The sequence below is a fragment of the uncultured Campylobacter sp. genome (genome assembly GCF_937973075.1).
In the GTDB taxonomy this organism is placed as follows: Bacteria; Campylobacterota; Campylobacteria; order Campylobacterales; family Campylobacteraceae; genus Campylobacter_B.
The window spans coordinates 21,204-31,802 of the sequence record NZ_CALBWL010000028.1 but is presented as its reverse complement, the minus strand read 5'-3'; the positions used below and the strand labels follow the sequence as shown (position 1 = coordinate 31,802).

The following is a 10,599-nucleotide window of genomic DNA, read 5'->3' as shown; positions in this document are numbered from 1 at the left end:
CTTGTATTTATGATGAGATTTATAATTTTGAAGAAGGCTTAGCTAAGGTCAAAAAAGACGGTAAATATGGCTTCATAGATAAAACTTGCAAAGAGATTGCTCCTTGTATTTATGGTGAGATTTATGATTTTAAAGAAGGCTTAGCTAAGGTCAAAAAATACGGCAACTATGACGGCGACTATGGCTTCATAGACAAAACCGGCAAAGAGATAGCTCCTTGTATTTATGATGCAGTTGGGGATTTTGAGGAAGGCTTAACTTTGGTTACAAAAGACGAAAAATATGGCTTTATAGATAAAACTGGTAAAGAGATTGCTCCTTGTATTTGTGATGGAGGTTTGTATTTAAAAGAAGGCTTGGTGCGAGTCAAAAAAGATGGTAAATGGGTCTTAATAGATAAAACCGGCAAAGAGATTGCTCCTTGTATCTATGATGATGTCTGGCATTTTGAAGAAGGTTTAGCTCATGTTAAAAAAGATGGTAAATGGGGCTTAATAGACAAAACCGGCAAAGAGATTGCTCCTTGTATTTATCATTATATTGATGATTTTAAAGAAGGTTTAGCTAAAGTCGAAAAAGACGGCGAATACGGTCTCATAGACAAAACTGGCAAAGAGATTGCTCCTTGTATTTATTATGATATTGATGATTTTAAAGAAGGCTTAGCTAAGGTCAGAGAATTCGACAGATATGGCTATATAGATAAAACCGGCAAGGAGATTACTCCCTGCATTTATGGTGAGATTTATGATTTTGAAGAAGGCTTAGCTAAGGTCAAAAAATACGGCAACTATGACGGCGACTATGGCCTCATAGACAAAACCGGCAAAGAGATTGCTCCTTGTATTTATGATCGTATTGATTATTTTGAAGAAGGTCTAGCTAAAGTTAGAAAGGATTACAAATATGGCCTCATAGACAAAACCGGCAAAGAGATAGTTCCTTGTATTTATGATCGTATTTATGATTTTAAAGAAGGTCTAGCTAAAGTTGAAAAGGATTGGAGATACGGTCTCATAGACAAAACCGGCAAAGAAGTCGTTCCTTGTATTTGTAATTATATTGATGATTTTAAAGAAGGCTTAGCTAAGGTCAGAGATTACGACAAATATGGCTATATAGACAAAACCGGCAAAGAGATAATCTCTTGTATCTATGATAAGGTTGATGATTTTAAAGAAGGCTTAGCTGCAGTTGTAAAAGACGGCAAATGGGGTATTATATATAAAACCGGCAAAGAAGTCATCCTTTGTATATATGATGGCGCTTGGGGCTTCCGCGAAGGTTTAGCTTGGGTCAAAAAAGATGGTAAATATGGCCTCATAGACAAAACCGGCAAAGAAGTCATCCCTTTTATTTATGACAAAATATGCTTTTTAGCCGATACCCTGTCTGGCATATACGATCAAGTCATATATTATAAAGGATATGTTAAAGTCAAAAAAGACGGCAAATGGGGCCTGCTGGACGATGAGGATAATGAAATTTTAAAGCCTATGTTCTACGACGAAGTAGAATTCTTGAAAGTTTTAAGCGACGACTACGTCAAAATCATACTGGACGGTCGCGAAACTATCGTCGATAGAAACGGCAAAATAATATCGTAAATTTAAAGGAGAGATAATGGTTAGCGTAGAGCAAGCGATCGAGGATCTGAAAAACGGCAAAATGCTCGTTATGGTCGATGACGTCGATCGCGAGAACGAGGGCGATTTGGTGTTTGCGAGCACATTTAGCAGCGCAGAGAAGGTAAATTTTGCTATCACGCACGCTCGCGGAGTACTGTGCGTGGCGCTTAGCCCGCAGATCGCGCAGCAGCTAGGTTTGAGCCTGATGGTCGATAAAAACACTTCGAGCCACGAGACCGCCTTCACCGTCACGATCGACGCGAAGGATGCCAAGACGGGCGTGAGCGCGTATGAGCGCAATATGACGATCGAGCTGATGTCGCGCGTGGGCGCTCGCGCGGATGATTTCGTTCGCCCGGGACATATCTTCCCGCTCATCGCCAAAAGCGGCGGCGTGCTCGCCCGCACGGGGCACACCGAGGGCTCTACGGATCTGTGCCGCTTGGCGGGGCTTTCGCAAAGCGCCGTGATCTGCGAGATCGTCAAAGACGACGGCGATATGGCGCGCAGGGACGATCTGGAAAAATTCTGCGCGCAGCACGACATCAATATGATCTCGGTCGCGCAGATCGTGCAGTACCGCCTAAAACACGAAACTCTGGTTAAATTTAGCGAGCCAAAAAGCGCTTTGCTGTGCGGCGAGGCGACGAAATTTTACGAGGTGAGCGATCACGAGGGCAACGAGCACCGTGCATATATTTTCGGCGAGCTGGGAAAGAGCGCGCAGACGAACGTGAAATTTCATAAAATTTCAAGCGATCTGGAGTTTTTAAGCGATACGAAATTTAACGATTTCATGCGCGATCTGGACATTTTGCGCAAAGAGGGCGGCGTGCTTTTGATGCTAAAATCCGCGCAAAATCGCGCCGATTTTAAGAGCTTTGGCATCGGAGCGCAAATTTTAGCGCATCTGGGCGTGAGAAAAATTAAAATTTTAAGCAAGAGCGAGCCGAAAGACTACGCGGGGCTTAGCGGTTTTGGGATCGACATAGTTTGATAGCTCATATCGATTTGGACAGCTTCTTCGTCTCTGTAGCGAGGCTTGCCGATCCCGCGCTTGCCGGCAAAAAAATCGCAGTCGTCGGAGGCGGAGACGAGGAGATTTTCGGCGGTAAGAGCGAGCTTGGAAGCGTGATTTTAAGCGCGAGCTATGAGGCCAGAGCGAACGGCGTGCACTCGGCTCAGCCCGTTAAAATCGCGCTCGGACTCTGTCCGCAGCTCATTTTGGTGCGCGCCAGACATGGCGAATACCGAAAAATTTCACGCGAAATTTATGAGTTTTTACTAAACTTTACGCCTGAGATCGAAAAATTTAGCATCGACGAGTTTTTTCTAAATTTACGCGGCACGCCCTACGACGCGGACGCACTGAGCTTTGCTGCGTTTTTACAAAGCGAGATTATGCGCCGCTTTAGCCTTCCGTGCAGCGTAGGCCTTAGCGAAGCAAAACTGATCGCAAAGCTCGCGACTAGCCTTGCTAAGCCCTTCGGCGTGCGGCAAATTTTAAAATCGCAAATCGCGCGCGAGCTATCCGCCGTGCCTGTGGCAAAATTCCCCGGCATCGGCAAAGCGGCGCAAAAAACGCTCGGCAAATACGGCATCGTAAGCTTCGGCGACGCGCTAGGGCACAGAGAAATTTTTGAAAAGATGGGCGCAAACGGCAGGAAAATTTTCGCAGCCCTTAGCGGCGAGGATGAGGGCGAGGTCGTCTCAAAGCGCGAGCGCAAAAGCATCGGCTTTGGGCGCAGCTTCGCGCCGTGCGCCGATCGCAACGAGCTGCGGCGTAAAATTTTAATTTTGGCGCGCCATTTGGCGGGCGAAGTGCTCGCAAGGGGCCTAAAGCCCGCGACGTATGATCTAAAGATCCGCTACAAATCGCGCGAGGAGTTTTCGCATCAGATCAGCCAGGATAGGGCGTTTAGTCTAAGCTTGCTGAGCGAGACCGCGCTTGAGCTGTTTAAGCTCTGCGACGTGAAAAAAGGCGCGCAGATAATCCATGTAGCGCTAAATCTTTCAAATTTTGGTGGCAGATCGGGCGGCTCGCTGCTCTTTGGCGAGATTGATAAAAAGCAGCAGAGCTTAGATCGATCTTTAAGCAGGATTTGGGAAAAATTCGGCATCGAAAAGCTAAAAAAAGCGAGCGAAATTTGATTAAATTTAAAGGAAAAAGATGAAACTAGGCGAGCTATACTCGGTGATCTGCATAATCTTCGCGACGAATTTTAAAGGCGTGATAGATGAGCGGAAGTTGCGCGGCTTGGGCAAAAAGTGGATCATCGTAAATAAAAATATCGAAAACAAAAACGGTCATGAGCTTTGGCAGAAAGTACAGGGCGAGGACTACGCAGCGCTAGGGCGCGATTTTGAGGCGCTAAAAGGGGCGTTTGAGATGGATTTTTTCAAGCTCATAAGCGAAAGCGAAGTGGAGCTGTTTTATGAAAAATGCCGCTTCAAAAAGCCTTTCGTGGAGCTTAAAAGCGCTCATGCGGCCAATATGCTAGCGCTGCTTGCCATGATCTTTAAGCAAAACACGGACGCGAAATCCCATAAAATTTTGACGCTTTATCTGGCGCAATTTATCATTCCTAGCTTTTCCGCGCTTGCTACGCACGTGCAGATAAACGCCAAAAGCAGCTACTACAAGGCGCTCGGGTGGTTTTTGGCGGATTTTTGCCGCGTGGTTAAAGAGACGCTGGGGCTTGGAATTTAAAATTTAGAACGCGCGCTCGGTATTTTTTTGCGTGTTCGACACGGAGAGTGCTGCATAGAGATAGAATTTAAAGCTTGCTTTCTGGATTTCTTGCGTTGTAGTCGGTACAGCTCCTGCGGGTGCGATAAGCTAAGCAAGATAGGCGAATTTTATCTGCATTATCTACGCGGATGCAAAGTATCTACCTTGCTGTTTTGTGCGTCGGCGTTTGTCCATCGCGCGTCGTTTTGAATTCTGCGCGGCATTCGGTATTTTGCGCATGTGCCGTTCGACGTTTGTTTTGCGCGCACTGCGAGTTTTGCTCGGCGTCCGGTGCTCTTGTTTTGCGCCGCCTGCATTAGGGTACTGCGTGCTTTGTCCGCGTCGCGTCGTTTTGCGCTTTGGCGTCTTGCGTGTCGCTTTGTATGTCGTCTGGTACCGCCGCTCGGTGCTTTACGTGTGGCGCCTTGCGTCCCATCTGGCGTCGTCGCTTGAAATTTCATGCGAGGTGGCCTGTGCATCGTTTGACGCTATCGCTAGGATTCGCGTCTTACGTGTTTCGCGCGTGCGATCGAGCGTTCGAAAACTAAGTTTGGCGCCTAGCGCTTGCGTCGCTTTGCGTCTTTTGCCGAGCGTTCGCCACGCAGCGTCCGATGCGCGCCGTTAAATTTTAAAATTTAAAACAAAGGAAAAATTTGAATTACTGGAACGAAATTTACGCCCACTTTGATCCCGTGGCATTCAGTGCGTTTGGCATAAACGTGCACTGGTACGGCATTATGTATGTTTTGGCGCTACTTACGGCGCTATTTATCGCCAAGTATTTCGTGCGAAAAGACGGCCTTGACTTCAGCGATAAGATGCTTGATCGCTACTTTATCTGGGTCGAAGTGGGTGTCATTTTGGGCGCGCGGCTGGGATATATCGCGATTTATTCGGGCGAGGCGGCGTGGTATTTCAGCCATCCGTGGCAAATTTTCAACCCCTTTCATAACGGCGAGTTCGTGGGCATTCGCGGTATGAGCTATCACGGCGCGGTCGTCGGATTCGTGATCGCGACGGTTTGGTTTTGCAAAAAATTTAAAACCGATATGTGGGCGCTGCTCGATCTCGTGGCGCTTAGCGTGCCGCTTGGGTATTTTTTCGGACGCGTGGGAAATTTTTTAAATCAGGAGCTTTTCGGGCGCGAGACGAGCGAGCCGTGGGGGATTTTGGTAGGCGGCACGTTGCGTCACCCAAGCCAGCTTTACGAAGCGGTTTTGGAAGGACTGGTAATTTTCGTGATTTTATTTTTCTACCGTAAATTTAAGAAATTTAACGGCGAGCTGATATGCCTGTATGCGATGCTATATACGGCGTTTAGATTTTTCGTAGAATTTTTTAGGCAGCCGGATGATGGGCTTGGTTTTATATTTTTAAATTTATCGATGGGGCAAATTTTATCTTTAGTTATGTTTTTGATAGCAGTTTTCTTAAAGCAGTCTTTGAAGAAAAAACTAATTTGCAGAAATTAAATTAATCTAAAGTTAAAAAGTAATATAATCTCTTTACAAAAATGTAAATTTTCGTTTAGCGGGGATTTATAATCATCTTTTTTAAGGAGAACCTATGCTAGGTCGCATTGAAGGCTTTACGGGCAGATCCATAGACGGCAAAAAGAGCCGCATTATGGCTTTGCAAGACGTGGCGCAAAGCATCAGCGGGCTGATTTTGGCCTGTTTTATGCTGTGTCATATGATATTTACCGGCACGATTTTGATCGGTAAGGGCGCGTTTGAGGGCGTCGTACATTTCGCCGAACCGGGCGGAATTTATTTCGTTACAAACATCGTCGCTTTTGTAATTTTCGTGATTTTCGTGATTCACGCGTTTTTGGCTATGAGAAAATTTCCGGCTAACTACGCCGCTTACAGAGCGTTTAAAGCGCACAAAATGCGAATGAAGCATTGCGATACGACGCTTTGGTGGTTTCAGTTTTGGACGGGATTTTTCCTATTTTTCTTTGCGGCGGCTCATATTTTAATGATCGTATTCGGTCCGAAAATTACTGCAGATCTTGCTATCGCGAGATTCGGACAGCTTCATTTATTTTATTTTGTTTTATTGATTTTCGTAGTAACTCACGCTAGTATTGGAATTTATAGGCTTTATATGAAATGGATTAGCATAGACGGCACGAAGGCGGAAATTCAAAGGAAAAGAGCCCTCATCAAAAAGACGGTTTTCATCGTTTGGGGTGCATTTTTCTTGCTTTCGATAATCGCCGATTTCAAATGGTTAAGTTTAGAATAGGGAGTTTAGAATGAATGTAATATATTGCGATTCTTTAGTTATTGGCGGCGGTTTGGCGGGCTTAAGAGCTGCGATCGCTACCGGTGAGAAGGGGCTTAGCACCATCGTTTTGAGTCTGATCCCAGTTAAGCGCTCGCACTCTGCCGCAGCTCAAGGCGGTATGCAGGCGTCTCTGGGAAATTCCAAGATGAGCGAGGGCGACAATGAGGACGTGCACTTTGCCGATACCGTAAAAGGTAGCGACTGGGGCTGTGATCAGGATGTTGCTAGGATGTTTGCACAAACGGCACCTAAGGCGATCCGCGAACTTGCGGGCTGGGGCGTTCCTTGGACTAGGATTACTAGAGGTGAGCGAAGCGCTATTATCAATGCTCAAAAAACCACGATTACCGAAAAAGATGAGGTTCACGGGCTTATCCACAGCCGTGACTTCGGCGGCACGAAAAAATGGCGAACCTGCTATACCGCCGATGCTACGGGACATACTATGCTTTTTGCCGTTGCAAACGAAGCGTTAAAGCATAATGTCGATATTCACGACCGCAAGGAAGCGATCGCGCTAATTCATGCAAATAACCGTTGCTACGGCGCAATCGTGCGCGATTTGGTTACCGGCGAGCTGATCGCATACGTCTCAAAGGGCACGCTAATCGCTACCGGCGGCTACGGCAGAGTTTATAAACACACCACAAACGCCGTCGTTTGCGAGGGTATAGGTGCTGCTATCGCGCTTGAGACCGGCGTCGCGCAGCTTGGAAATATGGAAGCGGTGCAGTTTCACCCTACGCCTATCGTTCCGAGCGGAATTCTGCTTACCGAGGGTTGCCGCGGCGACGGTGGAATTTTACGCGATGTGGACGGCTACCGCTTTATGCCGGATTATGAGCCCGAGAAAAAGGAGCTTGCTAGCCGCGACGTCGTAAGCCGCCGCATAATGGAGCACATAAGAAAAGGTAAGGGCGTCAAAAGCCCTTACGGCGAGCACGTTTGGCTTGACATATCGATCCTTGGACGCGAGCATATCGAGAAAAATTTACGCGACGTGCAAGAAATTTGCGAGATTTTCAACGGCATCGATCCTGCTGACACCGAGGTGATAACCGACGAGCAGGGCAGGAAGCGCGGCAAGGGCTGGGCTCCGATCCTTCCTATGCAGCACTACTCGATGGGCGGCATCAAAACAAAAGCCACGGGCGAGAGTCCAACGCTAGCTGGACTTTTCAGCGCCGGCGAGGCTGCGTGCTGGGATATGCACGGCTTTAACCGCTTGGGCGGAAATTCCGTCGCCGAAACCGTCGTCGCGGGCATGATCGTGGGCGAGTATTTTGCGGAGTATTGTCAAGGACACGACGTCGATATCAATACACATGATATCGAAAAATTCGTAGATAAAGAGAAAAATTACATTAAAAGCCTGCTTGAAAAAGAGGGTAAATTTAACGTATTCGAGATAAAAAACAAGATGAAAGACGTTATGTGGGAGCACTGCGCGATCTTCCGCACCGGCGAGGGATTAGCCAAAGCCGTAAAAGAGCTTGAGGAGCTTTACAAGCAGTCCTTAGACGTCAAAGTAAGTAATAAAGAGCTTTTCGGAAATCCTGAGCTTGAGGAGGCTTACCGCGTGCCGAAGATGCTAAAGCTTGCGCTTTGTATCGCCAAGGGCGCGCTTGATCGCACCGAAAGCCGCGGCGCACACTTCCGCGAGGATTATCCGAAACGCGACGATCTAAACTGGCTAAAACGAACGCTTGCAAATTGGAAAGAGGGCGATACTATGCCTACTCTAAGCTACGAGCCGCTTGATATTATGAAGATGGAGATGCCGCCTGCATTCCGCGGATACGGCGCCAAAGGCAATATCATCGAGCATCCCGACAGCGCCGTGCGCCAAAAAGAGGTCGATGAAATTCGCGAGAAAATGCAAGCCGAGGGCAAGGGCAGATATGAAATTCAAGAGGCATTGATGCATTATGAATTGCAGCCAAAATATAAAGCACCTAACGAAAGAGCAGGTATAGGATATGAGTAGAAAAATAACAATAAAGGCATTTAAGTATAATCCGCTAAGCAAAATTTCAAAGCCGCACTTCGCTACTTACGAGCTCGAAGAGACCGACGGAATGACGCTGTTTATCGCGCTTAACGTGATTCGTGAGAAATTTGATCCCGAGCTAAGCTTCGACTTCGTTTGCCGCGCGGGTATCTGCGGTAGCTGCGGTATGCTCGTAAACGGCAAGCCGCAGCTTGCGTGCCGCACGCTTACCAAGGACTATCCGGATGGCGTGATCGAGCTTATGCCTCTTCCGGTTTTCAAGCTGCTAAAAGACCTCAGCGTCGATACGGGCAACTGGATGAATGCGATGAGCAAACGCGTAGAGAGCTGGATCCACACCGATCACGAGACCGATATCTCAAAGCTTGAGGAGAAGGTCGAACCGGAGGTCGCGCAGGAGGTTTTCGAGCTGGATCGCTGCATCGAGTGCGGTATCTGCGTAGCTGCATGCGGCGTAGCGATAATGCGAAAGGATTATATTGGCGCCGTCGGTATTAACCGCGTAGCGCGCTTTCAGATCGATGCGCTGGATAAGCGAACCGATGAGGATTTTTACGAGCTAATCGGCGATGATGACGGAGTATTCGGCTGTATGACGCTGCTAGGCTGCGAGGACAACTGTCCTAAGCACCTTCCGCTTCAAAGCAAAATCGCCTATATCCGCCGCAAGCTTGCCGCTCAGGGCAAATGCGGCTGCGGCAAATAAAATTTAAGCGGGATATTCCCGCTTAAATTTATCTTCCAATTTTATAAATTTTACCTCGATAGACAAATTCCAAAATGCTTGAGTCAGACAAGCGAAGTAGCTTTAAATTTAATACTATCCCAAGCGATAAAGAAGTAAAATACGAAATCGCTTAAGATCGCTAGCGAGGGATAAGGATGAACGAAGCAGAGCCCAAAGAGCTAAAGAAAATTCTAAATGAACGGCGTCAAAATTTAGAGCAGAGCTCTAGGAATAGTTTTAATCTTGAAAGCTTAAAATACCCAATTCATATAAACGGAATCTGGAACTAAAAAATTGTCTAGAAATTTTAATGATAGAAATTCCAATATAAATATGAATACCTATTGTAAAAAAGAGTTAATAATAAAGGATTTTAGTGCTTTAATAGGTTTTTTCCAATTTTGTATATTAGTATTGATCATAATACTTTCTCAAATAGGAATATTGTCTAATTTTGGTGTTGAAAAATTTTCCAAATCAGAAGATTCTTATTTTTTCATTATTTTTTGCACTATTATTCCATTTATTAGAATTATTGAGCGCGATAAACCATTTAATAGGCACTTTATAATTTTTAACGAAAAATTTATTTCGGTAGAAGTCGAAGGAATAAAAATCTTCCGAATAAATCTAGATGAAATTATTAAGATATCTAAAAATATGGATACTAGGACTTCTACACCAGAATATTTTCCAATTTCAAAAGAACTCTTCTATTTCTGTATATTTGCTACTATAATAACAATGATCTTATTTGTTTTTAAAGACTTTATAGTTGTATTTATATTGTTGACCACAATATTCATTCTTCCAAAGAATTTAATTTGTACTGTAATTGGCGGCTTGGAAGCAAACAAAATATATGATCGTTTGGCAATATATTCTAAAGATGGCATCATAATAAATATTTTTATAAATTCTAATAAAGATTATTTGTGGAATTAAAGAGATACTTTTTATTACATAAGAGTATTAATATAGATAATGTTAGAAAAGAATTTATGATATTTCACAAGGAGTTTAAACATGGATAAGAGAGAATTAAATGCGCAAATTGAGCTTGATCGCGCAGAAAAAGAATTTGTAAAATTTAAAGATAGTGCTCTGCTATTTTGTAATATAATTGAAGCTATGTTTCGTAAATTTAATATCCACTTAAGCTACAAAAGGCAAAATAGGCAAGCTTTCGAAATCGCTAGTGAGGGATAAG

Annotated in this window: 11 protein-coding genes; all 11 read left to right on the top strand. The window is 45.1% G+C overall.

What is annotated here, in order from left to right:
• Positions 1-1,607 (top strand): WG repeat-containing protein (locus Q0274_RS03700; RefSeq protein WP_298027781.1); only part of this gene is annotated, 1,607 nt, incomplete at its 5' end.
• 16 nt (positions 1,608-1,623) lie between these two features.
• Entirely contained in the window at positions 1,624-2,625 is a 1,002-nt protein-coding gene (locus tag Q0274_RS03695) for a bifunctional 3,4-dihydroxy-2-butanone 4-phosphate synthase/GTP cyclohydrolase II (protein ID WP_298027780.1), read from the top strand.
• Positions 2,622-3,779 carry a DNA polymerase IV gene (locus Q0274_RS03690; protein WP_298027777.1) on the top strand — a complete coding sequence of 386 codons (1,158 nt, stop codon included), beginning with the start codon at positions 2,622-2,624 and terminating at the stop codon, positions 3,777-3,779. The genes Q0274_RS03695 and Q0274_RS03690 overlap by 4 nt, the downstream gene beginning before the upstream one ends.
• Before the next feature lie 19 nt (positions 3,780-3,798).
• Positions 3,799-4,338, top strand: coding sequence for a hypothetical protein (locus tag Q0274_RS03685; RefSeq protein WP_298027776.1), 540 nt, complete (start codon positions 3,799-3,801; stop codon positions 4,336-4,338).
• A gap of 674 nt (positions 4,339-5,012) precedes the next feature.
• Positions 5,013-5,831 carry a prolipoprotein diacylglyceryl transferase gene (lgt, locus tag Q0274_RS03680; RefSeq protein ID WP_297904690.1) on the top strand — a complete coding sequence of 273 codons (819 nt, stop codon included), beginning with the start codon at positions 5,013-5,015 and terminating at the stop codon, positions 5,829-5,831.
• Between the two features lie 94 nt (positions 5,832-5,925).
• Positions 5,926-6,609 (top strand): fumarate reductase cytochrome b subunit, encoded by a 684-nt coding sequence (locus Q0274_RS03675; protein WP_297904688.1) that lies wholly within the window; start codon positions 5,926-5,928, stop codon positions 6,607-6,609.
• 10 nt (positions 6,610-6,619) lie between these two features.
• Positions 6,620-8,638, top strand: a complete 2,019-nt coding sequence (locus Q0274_RS03670; protein ID WP_298027773.1) for a fumarate reductase flavoprotein subunit — start codon at positions 6,620-6,622, stop codon at positions 8,636-8,638.
• A complete protein-coding gene (locus Q0274_RS03665) occupies positions 8,631-9,368 on the top strand; it encodes a fumarate reductase iron-sulfur subunit (protein ID WP_298027771.1) in 738 nt (245 codons plus the stop codon). Before Q0274_RS03670 ends, Q0274_RS03665 begins: the two co-directional genes overlap by 8 nt.
• Positions 9,369-9,544: 176 nt before the next feature.
• The gene (locus Q0274_RS03660) at positions 9,545-9,679 is read left to right on the top strand and encodes a hypothetical protein (protein ID WP_298027769.1); all 135 of its coding nucleotides are present in this window, start codon (positions 9,545-9,547) and stop codon (positions 9,677-9,679) included.
• Positions 9,680-9,683: 4 nt separating this feature from the next.
• Positions 9,684-10,334: a hypothetical protein gene (locus tag Q0274_RS03655; protein WP_298027767.1), complete on the top strand. Its 651-nt coding sequence runs from the start codon at positions 9,684-9,686 to the stop codon at positions 10,332-10,334.
• Positions 10,335-10,415: 81 nt separating this feature from the next.
• Positions 10,416-10,598 (top strand): hypothetical protein, encoded by a 183-nt coding sequence (locus Q0274_RS03650; protein WP_297964186.1) that lies wholly within the window; start codon positions 10,416-10,418, stop codon positions 10,596-10,598.
• Position 10,599: the final 1 nt, after the last annotated feature.

Coding starts and splice junctions, on each gene's coding strand:
- Q0274_RS03660 (WP_298027769.1), top strand. CDS start 9,545: ATGAACGAAGCAGAGCCCAAAGAGCTAAAGAAAATTCTAAATGAACGG.
- Q0274_RS03650 (WP_297964186.1), top strand. CDS start 10,416: ATGGATAAGAGAGAATTAAATGCGCAAATTGAGCTTGATCGCGCAGAA.
- Q0274_RS03685 (WP_298027776.1), top strand. CDS start 3,799: ATGAAACTAGGCGAGCTATACTCGGTGATCTGCATAATCTTCGCGACG.
- Q0274_RS03665 (WP_298027771.1), top strand. CDS start 8,631: ATGAGTAGAAAAATAACAATAAAGGCATTTAAGTATAATCCGCTAAGC.
- Q0274_RS03695 (WP_298027780.1), top strand. CDS start 1,624: ATGGTTAGCGTAGAGCAAGCGATCGAGGATCTGAAAAACGGCAAAATG.
- Q0274_RS03670 (WP_298027773.1), top strand. CDS start 6,620: ATGAATGTAATATATTGCGATTCTTTAGTTATTGGCGGCGGTTTGGCG.
- Q0274_RS03675 (WP_297904688.1), top strand. CDS start 5,926: ATGCTAGGTCGCATTGAAGGCTTTACGGGCAGATCCATAGACGGCAAA.